Here is a 15,301-nt window from a genome sequence, read left to right as displayed (position 1 = left end):
CAGCCTGTGGATAACTTCCCTGGATTACCAGGAGAAGGAAGCGGGTAGAAAGATCAGCCCGCCCAGGCGCCGCTGAGGAACCGGGCCGTGTTGACCAGCATCAACGGGCCCGAGATCAGCAGATAGAGCACGAAAAGCCACGGCCGCCTGGTCGCCACCCGAGCCACCAGCACCCACAGCGGAAACCACAGCAGCAGCGAGCGCGGGATCGACAGGTAATAGGCCGACGTCATCAGCGCCGCCGCCTGCAGGCCCGTGTAGACGGCCTCGCTCCACCGCCGCAGCACCAGCAGCCAGACGAGCGCGGCCACGACCACCACGGCGCCGGCGATCTCCATCCTGAACGCCACCGCGAAGTCGTCGGAGCCCATCGCCGAGCGCCAGGTCGTCCGCCACGCCTCCCACGGCCAGGCGAAGTCGCGCCCCCACCCGGCCTCCTGCGCGTGCTTCCACGCCAGCCAGTCGCCGGTCCTGCGGAAGTGGTAGAACGCGTACGCCACCAGCGGCACGAACGGCACCACCAGCCACCCGGCCCGCCGCACCGGCTCCCCGCGCATGACGAACTCCACGAGCAGCGCGGCGGCCAGGAACAACCCGGTGATCCGCACGCACGACGCCCCCGCGGCCAGCACCACCGCGAGCGGCCAGCGTCCCTGCCTGGCGGCCAGCCACGCGGGGATCGCGAAGGCCAGGAAGAGCGACTCGCTGTAGCCCGCGGCCAGGAACACCGCCATGGGGAAGGCCAGCAGCCCCAGCACCGCCGCCCACCCGTGGGCGCCCTCGGTCTCGGCCAGCCGGGCCAGCGCCACCATGGCGACCGCGCCGGAGACCAGCGAGACCACCAGCCCGGCCGCCGCCCAGTCGGGGACGACCAGGTGCACCAGGCGCAGCGCGAGAGGCAGCCCGGGGAAGAACGCCGGCAGGCCGTCGTCGGCGGGCTGTCCCGGCTCGCCGTCGTAGCCGTACTCGGCGATCGTGACGAACAGCGTGGTGTCCCACTTGCTCCACCGGTGCGGGTAGCCGGCCAGCGTCGCGCCGAGCAGGGTGGCGACCAGCAACCCGGCACGCGAGCCGAACCAGAGCAGCAGCGCGTCCCGGGTGGCCGAGCGGGTGATCATCTGTTCAGTGACGCCAGCGTGAACCGGTCAGGGGCGCCGTCGAACACGCCGCCCGTCTGGTCGTCGACGCCGGTCGCGCGGACGACGTCCTTCTCGGGCCGCAGGATGTCGCGCACCACGAACGCCATCATGATGCCGATCGTGATGATCCGTCCCCAGACGGCGGTGAAGTAGGTGTCGTCGCCGATGCCCAGGTCGTCGCGCTCCAGCGGCGGCTGCGAGAGCAGGTAGAGCCAGATCGCGACGAAGTACCACACCTCGGCGAGCTGCCACAGCGCGAGCGGCCTCCAGTTGGGCCTGGCCAGCACCGCGAACGGCACCAGCCACAGCACGAACTGCGGCGACCACACCTTGTTCGTCATCATGAACGCGGCCAGCGCGAGGAAGCAGATCTGCGCCAGCCGGGGCCGCTGCGGCGCGCCCAGCGTCAGCACCGCGATGCCGAGGCACATGATGGCCAGCGACACCATGCCGAGCGTGCTCACGTCGGTCTCGCCGAGTATCGGCCAGCCCTTGTTCTGGAAGAACAGCCACGGCGAGCCCCAGTCGACGCCGCGCTCCTGGGAGAAGACGTAGAAGCGGCGCCAGCCGTCCCACGCGAAGACCATGAACGGCACGTTGACGAGGATCCACGCCGCCACCGCGGCGCCCATCGTCTCCAGGAACGGCCGCCACCGCCCGGTGCGCCAGGTCAGCAGGAACAGCGCGCCGACGAACATCAGCGGATAGAACTTGGTCGCGATCGCGAGGCCGAGCAGCACGCCCGCGGCCACCTGCCGCTCGCGCTTCCAGGCCAGCAGCATGCCCATGGACAGCGCGCCGGCGACGAGGTCCCAGTTGATGTACGCGGCCAGCACGACGGCCGGCGAGATCGCGTACCAGAGGGGGTCCCAGCGCCTGGCGGGGCCGGCCACCGCGGCCATCAGCAGCACCCCGGCCACCAGGCACAGGCCGAGCAGGATCACCGTCAGGTCGTAGAAGCGCACCGCCTGCACGACCTTGTCGGGGCTGAGCGCGCGGGCGATCCAGGCGAACACCTGCATGACCTCGCCCAGCACCACCGGGTACTCGACCTGCTTGTCGAACGGCACCGCCGCGAAGTAGGGGTTCTGGGTGTCGAGGGCGCGGTCGAAGTAGAGGGGGTAGATGTCGGTGTAGCAGAAGTTGGTGTACGTGGTGACCTGGTCGTTCCACCCGCCGGTACGGCACGGCAGCCGCACCACGTACGCGAGGCTCGCCCCCAGGGCCGCGATGAGCCCCAGGGGCAGATACGGCACGGCACGCGCCACCCAGGGGGCGCGTGCCTCGGTGCTCGTCACTGGTTCCGTCACTGATCCTCGGGCCTGCCTGGCATCGGCCGGCTGCCGCTGGGTCTGGCGTTGGGCGCCGATCCGCCTCCCGCGACGTCCACATCGCTGTCCGGCAGGCCGAGCTGGTCGGTCTCGGTGCCGGCGTCGTCGTTCACGTCACCCTCGGGGATGCCGGGGTCGTCGTTGTCGCAGTTGATGAAGCAGTCGTCACCCTGGTCGAACGGGTCGCCGGTGCCGAGCGGGTTGTCGTCGGCTTCGGGCGTCGGGGTCGGCGTGGGCGTCGGGCTCGGCACGATGTTCTCCGCCGTGCCGACCTCGGCCCGGTCGGGGAACTGCTCGACCGGCATGCCCTCGTGGGCGAGCTGCATGAACCTCTGCCAGACGATCGTGGGCGGGCCCGCGCCCTCGAAGCCCAGGGAGACCTCCCTGACCGTGGTGTAGGGGTTGTTCGGACCGTACTTCTTGCTGCCCTTGCGGAACACCGGGCAGTTGGAGTGCTGGGGCGGGACGACCTTGCCGGTCTTCGTCACGCACTGCTCGCGGTAGAAGCCGACCGCCGTGGAGATCTGCGGCGTGTAGCCGACGAACCAGGCTTCCTTCTCGTCGTTGTTGGTGCCGGTCTTGCCGGCCGCCGGACGGGAGCCGAGGCCCTTGCCCGCCGCGGTGCCCGACTTGAGCACCTCCTGCATGGCGATCGTCGAGTCCGCGGCGACCCCCTCGTCGATGACCCGCTTGGCGGCCGCCATCTCGGGGTAGACCACCCGGCCGTCACGCGCCTTGACCTGGCGTACGACGTGGTAGCGGGTGTACTTGCCGCCGTTGGCGAAGATCGAGTAGCCGGCCGCCTGCTCCACCGGCGTCACCAGGGCGCTGCCGATGGCGAACTGGTAGTGGTGCTCCTTGACGTCGTCCTCCATGCGCTTCTGGTTGAAGCCGGCCTCCTCGACCAGGTTCTTGACGTCGTCGAGCTGGTTGGGCAGCGCGTAGGCCATCGACACGTACGCGGTGTTCACCGACTGCGCCGTGGCCTTGACCACGTCGACGGCGACGCCCACGTTGTGGCTGTTCCTGATGCCGCCCTCCTGCTGGCCCGGCAGTTCCTTCGGCACGGTCTCGTTGCCCGGCACGTAGCTCTTGAGCGAGTAGCCGGCCTGCAGCCAGGCGGCCAGCACGTACGGCTTGAACGCCGAAGCGGCCTGCTTGGTGGACTGGAAGGGCTCGTTCCACGGGTCGGTGAGGTAGTTGTCGCCGCCGTAGAAGGCCAGCACCCGTCCGTTCCTCGGGTCCACGGCGGCCAGGCCGGCGTGGTACTCCGTGGACATGTTGTAGGCCTTCATCGTCTCCTTGACCGCGGTCTTCGCGTGCTGCATCATCTTGCGGTCGAAGGTCGAGATGATCTTGTAGCCGCCGCTCCTGACCTTGTCGCGGGTCAGCCCGCGGCCCTCGAGCTCCTGCAGCACCTGCTCGACCATGTAGCCCCTGATCCCGCCGAGCTCGTTGTCGGTCGCGCTCGCCTTGGTCTTGGGGAACTTCGCGGTCTTCGGCAGGTCGCCGTACTTGTCGGGCCACTGCCTCGCCATGTAGTCGACGACGGTCTTCCAGCGATCCTTCAGCGCGGGCGAGTCGTGGTCCCAGTTGGGCTGCTGGATGCGCGCGGCGAGGTAGGCGCCCTGTTCGGGAGTGAGGTTCTTCGCGTGGACGTTCTTGCCGGGGAAGTACGCCTTGGCCGCGGCCTCGACGCCGTACGCGCGGCCGAAGTTGATGGTGTTGAGGTAGTTCGCGAGGATCTGGTCCTTGGTCAGCTCGTCATCGAGCTTGACCGCGACGAAGATCTCCATGACCTTGCGCTTGATCGACACTTCCTGGCTGAGGCCGTCGTAGTAGTTACGGGCCATCTGCTGGGTGATGGTCGAGGCACCCTGGAGCTGCTGGCCGGTCGCGGTCATCCAGACCGAGCGGGCCATGCCGGAGATGGAGATGCCGGAGTCTTCGTAGAACGTGTCGTTCTCGATCGCGACGGCGGCGTCCTTCACGCTGTCGGCCATCGCGGTGATCGGCACGCTCTCGCGCTTGAAGCCGAGCGTGGCGATCGGGGTCTTGCCGTCGCGGTAGTAGATGGTGCTCTGCTCGGCCAGCGCCTCGGCCTGGGCCTCGGTCGGGACGGGCGTGTTGGCGTACGCGACCATGATCATGCCGAACAGGCCGGCCGCGAGCACCACGACGCCGGCCACGACGATCTTCCAGCTAGGTATGAACCTGCGCCAGCCGCCGCGGCCGCCGCCTCGTTTGACCGGCGGCTCCGGAGGTTCTGACGGCGGGCCAGAGCCGCGCCGGCGCGAGCGGCGCGGCGCGTCGCTGACGATCGTCTCCTGGTTGCTCACCGCCCGCGTGTCGGGGCGGGCGTGCGAGCGTGACGGCGGCTGGTCGCCGCGCTCCTGCGGGTACGCGGCGGTTCGCCGCTCGCGCGGCGGTTGGTCGCCGCGCTCCTGCGGATGCTCGGCACGCGCGCGGCGGCGTGGCGGCGGCTCGTCGTACGGCTGCGCCGCCATGGCGCCGGTCTGCTCGTATGCGGCTTCAGGACGACGCGGCGGCTGAGCCGCGCCCCAAGCCGGATCGCCGGTTTGAGGAGGAGAACCCTGGGGCACAGAACGGGATGAGCTGGAGCGACGGCGCCTCCCCGGGCGTGCCGTCCCCTCATTCATGCTGTTACTCACACGTCCTCGCATCGTCGTCGGAACATAAACGGCGGTCGGGCGTGAGGCTGCTCGCCGCCCTCGGTCTTCACGCTTGATCGACGAGGTCAGGCGGTCCGTTCCCGAGGACGTACGAAACCGTCAGGTGATTCCAGGAACAACCTTGGCAGACCTCGACAACGTACACCCGGAACTCATCGTAATCATGAGCCATGGCGACGAGTTCTGATGTGACCTTTGCCTGACCGGCATGCCGCCCGAGGGCGTCGCCGTAGACATAGGTCACGTTGGTGACGTTCTCCTGTTCGCAGACCGGGCAGAGGCGTTCGGTCGGCTCGCCGAAGTGGCGGGCCGCGCGAAGGAGGTAGGGCTGTGCGTCACAGACGTCGCGGCGCGACGATCGCCCCGCCCGCAGGGAGCGGACCACCGCCCTTTTCGCCAGGCCGTAATCCACCACCCTTCTCTGTGACCACATGAGCGCCAGACTACGGCGTTTCGGAGGTTGATCCCAACGACTTGCCGGATTCGCAGATTGCGGCCATATAGCGCCCCGACGTATCCTCAGGATGTATCGGCTCGATACATCGACGCGAGAGGGGGCGGTTCCAGTGGCCAGCGGACAGGGCAGGGTTCTGGAGCTGGCCGTGCTCGGGTCGCTGCACGAGACGCCGCTCCATGGCTACGAGCTGCGCAAACGGCTCAACGCCTTGCTGGGGATGTTCCGTGCGTTCTCCTACGGGTCGCTGTACCCCTGTCTGCGATCACTGCTGGCTCAGGGCCTCATCGCCGAGGAGCAGCCGGCCCCGTCCACGATCGTCGGCGGCCGGTCGAAGATCGTCTACAAGCTGACCGCCGAGGGCAAGGAAAGGCTGCAGGAGCTGCTCACCCAGGCGGGCCCGTCCGCCTGGGAGGACGAGAGCTTCGGCGTGCACTTCGCGTTCTTCCGGCACACGGAGGCCGAGGTGCGCCTGCGCATCCTCGAAGGCCGCCGCAGCCGGCTCGAGGAGCGGCTCGACGCGGTGCGCACCGCGCTGGCACGCACCAGGGAGCGGCTCGACAGCTACACGCTCGAGCTGCAGCGCCACGGGCTCGAATCCGTCGAGCGCGAGGTGCGCTGGCTGAACGAGCTGATCGCAACTGAGCGTCGGGCCTCGTCCGAGGACAGGCCCGAGAGAGATACCACGTCAACTGATGAGTAAGGGAGCGAGTGCGATGGGTTCGGTTCGCGTCGCCATTGTCGGTGTCGGCAACTGCGCGTCGTCGCTGGTCCAGGGGGTTCACTACTACAGGGACGCGGATCCCGACGTACGGGTCCCTGGCCTGATGCACGTGAAGTTCGGCGACTACCACGTGGGCGACGTCGAGTTCGTCGCCGCGTTCGACGTGGACGCCAAGAAGGTCGGCCGCGACCTGTCCGAGGCGATCGTCGCCAGCGAGAACAACACGATCAAGATCTGCGACGTGCCCCCGACCGGGGTCACCGTGCAGCGTGGGCACACCTTCGACGGCCTTGGCGAGTACTACCGCGAGATCATCGAGGAGTCCGACGAGGACCCCGTGGACGTGGTCCAGGTGTTGCGTGACAACCAGGTGGACGTGCTGGTGTCGTACCTGCCGGTGGGCTCGGAAGAGGCCGACCGCTTCTACGCGCAGTGCGCCATCGAGGCCAAGGTGGCGTTCGTGAACGCGCTGCCGGTCTTCATCGCCTCCGACCCCGTGTGGGCCGAGAAGTTCACCGAGGCGGGCGTGCCGATCGTGGGCGACGACATCAAGTCGCAGGTGGGCGCCACCATCACGCACCGCGTGCTGGCCAAGCTGTTCGAGGACCGCGGGGTCGAGCTGCTGCGCACGTACCAGCTCAACTTCGGCGGCAACATGGACTTCATGAACATGCTGGAGCGCACCCGCCTCCAGTCGAAGAAGATCTCCAAGACGCAGTCGGTCACCTCGCAGATCCCGCACGAGATGGGCAAGGCCGACGTGCACATCGGCCCGTCCGACCACGTGCCGTGGCTCGACGACCGCAAGTGGGCCTACGTCCGCCTGGAGGGGCGCTCGTTCGGTGACACGCCGCTCAACCTGGAGTACAAGCTCGAGGTGTGGGACTCGCCGAACTCGGCCGGCATCATCATCGACGCCGTGCGGGCCGCCAAGATCGCCCTCGACCGGGGCATCGGCGGGCCGATCCTGTCGGCGTCGTCCTACTTCATGAAGTCGCCGCCGGAGCAGTACTCCGACGACCAGGCGCGCGAGTACGTCGAGAAGTTCATCAGGGGCGAGGTCGAGCGCTGACCTTCATCGGCGCCGCGACTCCTCATCGAGGGGCGCGGCGCCGTTCGTCTGTCAGGGACGTGCGGCGGGCGGCAGCGCGTCGGCGCCGGCCGGCTGCCAGGACAGCGGGTCGGCGCCCAGCTCGGTCAGCAGCGGCACCTGCTCCCTGCACCACGGCGAGATCGCCAGCAGGCCGTTCTGGGCCCCCTCGGCGAACTCCTTCCACGGCATCCACAGCGTCTCCCCCACCTCGTCGGGGTTCGGCGTGACGGGCGCGTCGACCGTGACGCGATAGACCGGGCACAGCTCGTGCTCCACGATGCCGTTGGCCATCACCGCGCGGTAGGCGAACGAGGGCAGCATCAGATCGACGCTCTCGACGGCCAGGCCCAGCTCGTAGGACAGGCGGCGCACCACCGCCCGGTCGAGCGCCTCGCCAGGAAGGGGGTGGCCGCAGCAGCTGTTGGTCCACACGCTCGGCCAGGTCAGCTTGTGATCGGCTCTCCTGGTGAGCAGCACGCGGCCGTCGGAGTCGAAGACGTAGCTGGAGAAAGCCAGATGGAGGGGGGTCTCGCGACCGTGCACCGACGTCTTGGGCGCGGTGCCCAGCGCCCGGCCGTCGCGATCTACCAGCACAACGTGTTCGTCGCTCGTCACGCTTTGAAGCGTACGAGATCATGGCCACCACTTGGAACCCCGGCGTGGCAGCCGACCAGCGCGGGCTAGGCTGACGGCGTGTCTTTCGTCGCCGATCTCCGCACGGTTCTGCGGGGCAGGGACTTCAGGCGGCTGTTCGGCACCCGGCTGGTCTCGCAGTTCTCCGACGGCATCTTCCAGTTCGGGGTGACCGGGTTCGCCTTCTTCAGCCCCGAGAACCAGACGACCGCCGTCGAGGTGGCGGCCGGGCTGGCGGTGCTGCTGCTGCCGTACAGCGTGCTCGGGCCCTTCGTCGGCGTCTTCATCGACCGCTGGTCGCGGCGGCAGATCCTCATGGTGGCGCCGTTCATCCGCGGCGGGCTGCTGCTCGTCGCCGCCGCGCTCGTGGCGGCCGACGTGCCCGATCCCGCGTTCTACGCGGCGGCGCTGGCCGTGCTCGGCGTCAACCGGTTCTTCCTGGCCGCCCTCGGCGCCTCGCTGCCCCACGTGGTGCCGCCCGAGCGGCTGATCTCGGCCAACGCGGTCGTGCCCACCTCGGGCACGGTGGCCACGTTCCTCGGCGCCGGCGTGGGCTTCCTGCTGCGCGAGCTGTTCGGCGGCGACGACCTGGGCGTGGCGCTGCTGCTGGTGACGTCCGGCGTGGTGTTCACGATGAGCGCGCTGGTGGCGCGCACCATGGAGCGGCAGCTGCTCGGCCCGTGGCCCGACCCCGACCGGCCGCAGGCCCGCCAGGAGCTGCGCAACGTCGTCACCGGGCTCCTCGACGGCGCCCGCCACCTCCTGCACCACCGCGTGGCCGCCGCGACGCTGGGCGCGATGGCCACCCACCGCTTCCTGTTCGGCATGTGCACCGCGCTCGGCATCATCCTCTACCGCTACTACTTCGCCCACGGCGACGCCGAGGCCGCGCTGCGCGGCATCGGCCTGGTGGTGATCGCCGCCGGGCTCGGCACCGCGCTGGCCGTCGTCATCACGCCGTACGCGACCGAGTGGTTCGGCATCGAGCGGTGGGTGCAGATCGCGCTGGTCGCGGCCGGGGCACTGACCGCGGTGCTGGTGCTGCCCTTCCAGGAGTGGGGGCTGCCGGTCGCCGGGTTCGTGCTGGGGGTGGCCGGGCAGAGCGTGAAGATCTGCGCCGACACCACCGTCCAGCGCGACGTGGAGGACATCTACAGGGGCCGCGCCTTCTCCATCTACGACATGCTCTTCAACGGCATGTACGTGCTGGCCGCGGCCCTGTCGGCGGCGATCCTGCCGGCCGACGGCAAGTCGTACGCCGCCGTCGCCATCATCTCGCTCGGCTACCCGCTGGCCGCCCTCGGCTACCGCCTGATCACCGCGCCCTCACGCACCGAGGTCGGTTGACCTCGCCCACTCCAGCAGCGCCTCGGTGGCGGCCTCCTTACCGATGACGCCCTTGTCGAGCCTGAGGTCGAGCAGGAACTTGTAGGCCCGCCCCACGACCGGCCCCGGGCCGACGCCGAGCACTTGCTGGATCTCGTTGCCGTCGAGCTCGGGCCTCATCTTGGCCAGCTCCTCCTCCTCGGCCAGCCTGGCGATGCGCTCCTCCAGGTGGTCGTAGGTGCGCGACAGCGCCGCCGCCTTGCGCTTGTTGCGGGTGGTGCAGTCGGCCCTGGTCAGCTTGTGCAGCCGGTCGAGCAGGTGGCCGGCGTCGCGGACGTAGCGGCGTACGGCGCTGTCGGTCCACTCCCCCGTGCCGTAGCCGTGGAAGCGCAGGTGGAGCTCCACCAGCCGCGACACGTCGGCGACGACGTCCTTCGGGAAGCGCAGCTCCGTCATGCGCTTCTTCGTCATCTGCGCCCCGACCACCTCGTGGTGGTGGAACGAGACCCGGCCGCCCGCCTCGTGGCGGCGCGTCTTGGGCTTGCCGATGTCGTGCATGATCGCCGCCCAGCGCAGGACGCGGTCGGGGCCGTCCTCCTCCTGCGCGATGGCCTGGTCGAGCACGGTCAGCGTGTGCTCGTAGACGTCCTTGTGCCGGTGGTGCTCGTCGATCTCCAGCCGCAGCTTGGGCAGCTCGGGCAGCACGTGGGCGGCCAGCCCCGTCTCGACCAGCAGCCGCAGGCCCTCACGCGGGCGGGCGCCGCAGATCAGCTTGTCGAGCTCGTCGCGGATGCGCTCGGCCGAGACGATCTCGATGCGGTCGGCCATCTCGGTCATCGCCGTCACCGCCGCCGGATCGACCCTGAAGCCGAGCTGCGCGGCGAACCTGGCCGCGCGCAGCATGCGCAGCGGGTCGTCGCCGAACGACTGCTCGGGGGTGCCCGGCGTGCGCAGCAGCCCCGCCCGCAGGTCGGACAGGCCGCCGTAGGGGTCGACGAACTCGTGCGCGGGCAGCCGCACCGCCATCGCGTTGACCGCGAAGTCGCGCCGCTCCAGGTCGCCCTCAAGGGTGTCGCCGTAGACGACCTCGGGCTTGCGCGACTTGGGGTCGTAGGACTCGCTGCGGTACGTCGTGATCTCGATCAGCCGGTCGCCCTTGCGCAGGCCGACCGTGCCGAAGTCGATGCCGATCGTCCACACGGCGTCGGCCCAGTCTCTGGCGATCTCCAGCACCTGCTCGGGGCGGGCGTCGGTGGTCAGGTCGAGGTCGTTGCCTGCGCGCCCGAGCAACAGGTCGCGTACGGGCCCGCCGACGAGGGCGAGCTCGTGACCCTGTGCGGCGAACAGGCGGCCGAGCTCGTCGGCCACTGGGGCGATCTTGCGGAACAGGTCGTTCATGGCCTGCTGCTGGCTTTCGGTCAGAGTTGAGTCGGACAAACTGCGATCGGCCTTATCTGAGTGTGCTTCCGGAACATATCCCCCGAGCCACACCAGGTCCGGGTTACCGTCGGTCAAGGGACCGTCGGGGGGCACTGGAATGCGGCAAGGAGGACTATATGAAGGACGCCCTCGCGCTCCACCGCTGGCTCCTCGCACACCAGGTCCATCATGAGATCGTACGCCTTCCGCGTCCCATGACATGCGCGGAAGAGCTGCCGGAGACGGTCTTCGCGGCCGCCGGGCGCTGCCTCATGGTCACGGTGCTGGACGTCACGACCAGGGTCGGCAGCGAGGTCGTCATCGCCGTCACCACCCCCGTCTCGTCGCCGCCGCGGCCCGGGATCGTCGGAGGGCTGCTCGGCGCCCGCCAGGTACGCCCCGCGCCCGCCCACGTCGTCAACGCGGCCACCGACTACGCCGACGGGCTCGTGTGCCCGCTGCTGCTGCCCGCCGCGCTGCCGATGTTCATCGACGACCGGCTGCACGCGGACGACGAACTCCTCTACACGCCCACGGGAGAGCGGCACACCGCGCTCGCCATGAGGGCTCTCGACCTGCTGGCCGTCCTGCCGGGGAAGATGGTGGACCTCCGCGGCACACGCCCGCGAGGATCACGTGCGGCGGTCGCGCGACGGCACTGAACCCGTACCATTGCGGGCGTGTGTCGTCCTCGTCCGGCTCGGGCCTGCGCGTGATCCGTAAGACCACGCTGCTCGCCGCGCTGTCCGCCGCGTTGCTCGCCCCCACGATGGCGGTGACGCCCGGCGAGGCTGCCGCGACACCGGTCCTGACCGAGATCAGGCGGCAGACGCTCGCCGTGTCGATCACGTCGATCACGCCCGAGGTGCCGAAGAGCCTGACCGATGTGATCAAGATCACCGGCACCGTGCGCAACGACACGGGCACCGCGATGTCCGGCCTCCAGGTGCGGCTGCGCTACAGCGCCCTGCCCTTCACCGACCGCGCCTCGATGGCCACCTACCAGGCCGACCAGAACAACGCGACGCTGCCGAGCAGCGTCTCCACGCGCAACTCGTTCCAGAATCTCGAGCCGCTCGATGTGGGCGGCACCGCGCGCTGGGAGATCACGGCCACACCCGTGCAGCTCGGCCTGCGGCAGTTCGGCGTCTATCCCATCGCGGTCGACGTCGCCCAATGGGGTGTGCCGCTCAGCGCGCAGCGCACCTTCCTGACGTACGCGCCGCCCACCACGCCGCGCCCGCCGCGCAACAAGCTCGCCGTCGTGCTGCCCGTCATCGACCAGCCGCGCCGGGCCACCGACACCGACCCCGACGCGCCCGGCAAGGGCCCGTTGTTCCTCGACGACAAGCTGAGCCAGGCCGTGACCGGCCGCGGCCGGCTGGCCGACCTGCTCAGCATCGCGCAGTCGGCGCCGAGCAGCGTCACCTGGGTGGTCGATCCCGCGCTGCTCGACGACCTCAGCGCGATGACCAAGGGCTACCAGGTCAAGACGAAGGACGGCAAGCGCTCCCAGCCGCCGAGCGCAGCGGCGGGCCAGTGGCTGACCGACATGCGCACCTCGCTGGCCGCCTCCCCCGTGGTGGCCCTCCCCTACGCCGACCCCGACGTGGCGGCGCTGGCCCACCAGGGGCTCGACCCGCAGACCCGCAGGGCAGTCGAGCTCGGCGGGCAGAAGGCCCAGCAGTTGCTCAGCGCCAAGGCCAAGACCAACCTCAACTGGCCGGCCGCCGGCGTGCTCGACCCCGACGCGCTCGACCTGCTCGCCGTCAGCGGCGTCAACACCGTGCTGCTCAACTCCACCAACCTGCCGCCGCAGCCGCCCGTGCCCACCACGCCCGACGCCGCCGCGACGCTCGACTCGGTCAACGGCCCGGTCACCGCGCTGGTCGCCGACCCCGAGCTGAGCCGCCTGTTCGAGCCGGCCGGGCCCACCTCGCAGGCGCTGACCAGGCAGCGGTTCATCGCCGAGACCGCGATGATCGCCGCGGAGCCGGGCCAGACCGTGCCGCGGTCGCTGGTCGTCGCGCCCTCCCGGCGGTGGAACCCCAACCCGGCGCTGATCAGCTCACTGCTCAAGACCGCGGGCCGGCTGCCCTGGCTGCAGCTGACCACGCTGGAGTCGCTCAAGCCGGGCAAGACGTCCGTGCCGCGCGCCGGGCTGACCTACACCGACCAGAACCGCAAGCAGGAGCTGTCCGGCAAATACCTCGACTCGGTGAAGGAGTCGTGGTCGATGGCGCAGCTGCTGTCCCGGGTCACCACCGACGGCGCGCCGTCCAGCTTCGACGCCGCCGTGCTCCGCCTGACCTCGTCGGCCTGGCGCGACAGCACCCGCGCAGGACGCGCCGCGGCCAAGATGGTCGGCACCGCCGTCACCAACACCACCAACAAGATCCAGATCTTCGGCGTGGGCGGCCCCCGCACCCTGGCCGGCAGCAGCGGCGTGGTGCCCATCAGCGTGAAGAACGGCATGGGTCACCCCGTCGCCCTTTACATCGACGTCAAGTCCGACAACCCCGAGCTGCTGCAGATCAAGATCGTCGAGGAGACGCGGACGATCGGCCCGGGCCAGAGCACCACGTTCCAGGTGACGATGAACGCCACCCCCGACACCAGCGGCGACGCCACCGTGACCGTGCAGCTCAAGACCCCCGACGGCCAGCCCTACGGCAAGCCGCAGCGGCTGACGATCCGCACCACCGGCTACACCGGCATCGCCCTGGTGATCGTGGGCGCCGCGCTGACCGTGATGCTCGCCGCCGTCGTCACACGGCTCTTGCGGCGCAGGTCGCAGCGCAAGCTCGCGCGTACCAAGACCCGGGAGAGTGAGACCGTATGAGCCGCATGCTGCGGGCCAGCGCCATCATGGCGGCCGGCACCATGGTGTCCAGGGTCACGGGGTTCGTGCGGACGATGGTGCTGGCCTACGCCATCGGCACGGCGGCGCTCGGCGACGCCTACAACGCCGCGTACGCGATCCCGTACAGCATCCTCGACCTGCTGCTGCTCGGCGTGCTGAGCAGCGTCGTGGTGCCGATGATCGTGCGGGCCCAGCAGCACGACGCCGACGGCGGCAGGGCCTACGAGCAGCGGCTGCTGACGCTCTCCACCGGCGCGCTCATCGTGGTCGCCGCGATCGCCGTGCTGGCCGCGCCGCTGCTCATCGACCTCTACACGGTCTGGGACCACGGCAGCAGGGAATACGACGTCGCGGTCACGCTGGCCAGGTTCATCCTGCCGCAGCTCGCCTTCTTCGGCGTGGGCGCGGTGGCCGGCGCCATCCTCAACACCCGCGACCGCTACGGCGCCCCCATGTGGGCCCCGGTCGTCAACAACCTGGTCGTCATCTGCGTCTTCCTGCTCTACGCGGTGGCCGGGCCCGGCAACGACATCTCCCGCGTCACCACCGGCGATCTGGCGCTGCTCGGCGTCGGCACCACGGCCGGCATCGTGGCGCAGGCGGCGGTGCTCATCGTGGCGCTGCGGCGGGCCGGGTTCCAGTTCGTGCCGCGCTTCGACCTGCGCAACGCGCGGCTCGGCGAGATGGGCAAGGCCGGCGTCTGGACGATCGGCTACGTCATCGTCACGCAGGCCGGCTTCATGCTGACGACCAACCTCGCGAGCGCCGCGGGTGACGAGGTGGCGGGGCACGGCATCAGCCCGTACACGCTGGCGTTCCAGCTTTTCCAGCTTCCTTACGGCGTGATCGGCGTCTCCGTGATCACCGCGATGCTGCCCAGGATGAGCAGGGCCGTCGCCGACGGGCGCTTCGGTGACGTGCGGGCCGAGTTCGGGTCGAGCGTACGGCTGGTCTGCGCGCTCATGGTGCCCGTGTCGTTGCTGCTCATGGTGGTCGGGCCGGCGATCACCGTACCCATCTACGGCCACGGCGCCAACTCCGTGGCCGACGCCGTCTACATCGGCAACGTGCTGCAGGTCTACGGGCTCGCGCTGGTGCCGTTCGCGGTGTTCCAGCTGCTGCTGCGGGTCTTCTACAGCTTCGGCGACACGCGTACGCCCGTCTTCATCGGGGCCGGCACGACCGCGGTCAACGCGGTGCTCATGGTGCTGTTCCACCTCCTGCTGCCGGCCAGGTACGCGGTGATGGGGCTGGCGCTGGCGTACACGGTGGCCTACGGGCTGGGCGCGGTGCTGGCCTGGTGGCTGGCCGCCCGCCGGGTGCAGGGGCTGGACGGCTGGGCCGTCGGCATGGCGATGACCAGGATGTATCTCGCGGCGCTGCCCACCGCCGTGCTCGCGCTCGCCACGGTCTGGGTGATCACCACGGTGTTCGGCGGGCTCGACTTCCTCAACTCCGTGATCGTTCTGGCGATCGGCGGTGGCCTGGGAATGTTGCTCTATCTCGGCGTAGCCCACAGAATGCGCATCCCGGAGGTCAACTCGATCGTTGGGATGGTCGCGAGGCGGGTAGGTCGGTAAAGAACGCGGGCGGAATCTCCTCGGCACTACCATGGAGCCCGACACG

Annotated in this window: 12 protein-coding genes; 6 read left to right on the top strand and 6 right to left on the bottom strand. The window is 69.8% G+C overall.

From position 1 onward, the window contains the following. Nucleotides 1-53 precede the first annotated feature (53 nt). The 4 genes from ACFFR3_RS36940 to ACFFR3_RS36925 all read right to left on the bottom strand — a co-directional run bounded on the left by ACFFR3_RS36940 (nt 54) and on the right by ACFFR3_RS36925 (nt 5,596). Nucleotides 54-1,118, bottom strand: a complete 1,065-nt coding sequence (locus ACFFR3_RS36940; RefSeq protein WP_364368752.1) for a mannosyltransferase family protein — start codon at nt 1,116-1,118, stop codon at nt 54-56. Continuing rightward, nucleotides 1,115-2,449 carry a glycosyltransferase family 87 protein gene (locus tag ACFFR3_RS36935; RefSeq protein ID WP_379484636.1) on the bottom strand — a complete coding sequence of 445 codons (1,335 nt, stop codon included), beginning with the start codon at nt 2,447-2,449 and terminating at the stop codon, nt 1,115-1,117. The genes ACFFR3_RS36940 and ACFFR3_RS36935 overlap by 4 nt, the downstream gene beginning before the upstream one ends. Next, complete coding sequence (locus ACFFR3_RS36930; protein ID WP_345393105.1) at nt 2,446-4,977, bottom strand: transglycosylase domain-containing protein; 2,532 nt, start codon at nt 4,975-4,977, stop codon at nt 2,446-2,448. Before ACFFR3_RS36930 ends, ACFFR3_RS36935 begins: the two co-directional genes overlap by 4 nt. Before the next feature lie 232 nt (nt 4,978-5,209). Further along, nucleotides 5,210-5,596: a DUF5318 family protein gene (locus ACFFR3_RS36925; protein ID WP_345393108.1), complete on the bottom strand. Its 387-nt coding sequence runs from the start codon at nt 5,594-5,596 to the stop codon at nt 5,210-5,212. Between the two features lie 133 nt (nt 5,597-5,729). Between ACFFR3_RS36925 and ACFFR3_RS36920 the strand changes: the two genes are divergently transcribed. Together ACFFR3_RS36920 and ACFFR3_RS36915 are read left to right on the top strand one after the other, a co-directional pair. Then, nucleotides 5,730-6,320 carry a PadR family transcriptional regulator gene (locus ACFFR3_RS36920; RefSeq protein WP_345393111.1) on the top strand — a complete coding sequence of 197 codons (591 nt, stop codon included), beginning with the start codon at nt 5,730-5,732 and terminating at the stop codon, nt 6,318-6,320. A 13-nt stretch (nt 6,321-6,333) separates the two neighbouring features. Next, the gene (locus ACFFR3_RS36915; protein WP_345393114.1) at nt 6,334-7,413 is read left to right on the top strand and encodes an inositol-3-phosphate synthase; all 1,080 of its coding nucleotides are present in this window, start codon (nt 6,334-6,336) and stop codon (nt 7,411-7,413) included. Nucleotides 7,414-7,464: 51 nt separating this feature from the next. On the opposite strand, the gene idi is transcribed toward ACFFR3_RS36915, so the two are convergent. Then, nucleotides 7,465-8,049 (bottom strand): isopentenyl-diphosphate Delta-isomerase, encoded by a 585-nt coding sequence (gene idi / locus ACFFR3_RS36910; RefSeq protein WP_364368741.1) that lies wholly within the window; start codon nt 8,047-8,049, stop codon nt 7,465-7,467. 78 nt (nt 8,050-8,127) lie between these two features. On the opposite strand from idi, the gene ACFFR3_RS36905 reads away from it, so the two are divergent. Next, nucleotides 8,128-9,414 carry an MFS transporter gene (locus tag ACFFR3_RS36905; RefSeq protein ID WP_345393116.1) on the top strand — a complete coding sequence of 429 codons (1,287 nt, stop codon included), beginning with the start codon at nt 8,128-8,130 and terminating at the stop codon, nt 9,412-9,414. On the opposite strand, the gene ACFFR3_RS36900 is transcribed toward ACFFR3_RS36905, so the two are convergent. After that, entirely contained in the window at nt 9,394-10,791 is a 1,398-nt protein-coding gene (locus ACFFR3_RS36900; RefSeq protein WP_345393119.1) for a CCA tRNA nucleotidyltransferase, read from the bottom strand. The genes ACFFR3_RS36905 and ACFFR3_RS36900 overlap by 21 nt on opposite strands. A 158-nt stretch (nt 10,792-10,949) precedes the next feature. On the opposite strand from ACFFR3_RS36900, the gene ACFFR3_RS36895 reads away from it, so the two are divergent. Genes ACFFR3_RS36895 through murJ form a run of 3 tightly spaced genes read left to right on the top strand, consistent with a single transcriptional unit; the run spans nt 10,950 to nt 15,255 of the window. Next, nucleotides 10,950-11,474, top strand: coding sequence for an aminoacyl-tRNA deacylase (locus ACFFR3_RS36895; RefSeq protein WP_379484635.1), 525 nt, complete (start codon nt 10,950-10,952; stop codon nt 11,472-11,474). 20 nt (nt 11,475-11,494) lie between these two features. Then, complete coding sequence (locus tag ACFFR3_RS36890) at nt 11,495-13,654, top strand: DUF6049 family protein (RefSeq protein ID WP_364368734.1); 2,160 nt, start codon at nt 11,495-11,497, stop codon at nt 13,652-13,654. Then, nucleotides 13,651-15,255: a murein biosynthesis integral membrane protein MurJ gene (gene murJ / locus ACFFR3_RS36885; RefSeq protein ID WP_345393127.1), complete on the top strand. Its 1,605-nt coding sequence runs from the start codon at nt 13,651-13,653 to the stop codon at nt 15,253-15,255. Before ACFFR3_RS36890 ends, murJ begins: the two co-directional genes overlap by 4 nt. The last annotated feature ends 46 nt before the right edge of the window (nt 15,256-15,301 follow it).

The sequence above is a fragment of the Nonomuraea salmonea genome, assembly GCF_042428605.1.
GTDB classification, from domain to species: domain Bacteria; phylum Actinomycetota; class Actinomycetes; order Streptosporangiales; family Streptosporangiaceae; genus Nonomuraea; species Nonomuraea salmonea.
This window is presented reverse-complemented; position numbering and strand designations above follow the sequence as displayed.

Excerpts from the sequence above, each read along its gene's own strand:
- murJ (WP_345393127.1), top strand. The coding sequence starts at position 13,651 with ATGAGCCGCATGCTGCGGGCCAGCGCCATCATGGCGGCCGGCACCATG.
- ACFFR3_RS36900 (WP_345393119.1), bottom strand. The coding sequence starts at position 10,791 with ATGAACGACCTGTTCCGCAAGATCGCCCCAGTGGCCGACGAGCTCGGC.
- ACFFR3_RS36930 (WP_345393105.1), bottom strand. The coding sequence starts at position 4,977 with ATGGCGGCGCAGCCGTACGACGAGCCGCCGCCACGCCGCCGCGCGCGT.
- ACFFR3_RS36925 (WP_345393108.1), bottom strand. The coding sequence starts at position 5,596 with ATGTGGTCACAGAGAAGGGTGGTGGATTACGGCCTGGCGAAAAGGGCG.
- ACFFR3_RS36915 (WP_345393114.1), top strand. The coding sequence starts at position 6,334 with ATGGGTTCGGTTCGCGTCGCCATTGTCGGTGTCGGCAACTGCGCGTCG.
- ACFFR3_RS36895 (WP_379484635.1), top strand. The coding sequence starts at position 10,950 with ATGAAGGACGCCCTCGCGCTCCACCGCTGGCTCCTCGCACACCAGGTC.
- ACFFR3_RS36940 (WP_364368752.1), bottom strand. The coding sequence starts at position 1,118 with ATGATCACCCGCTCGGCCACCCGGGACGCGCTGCTGCTCTGGTTCGGC.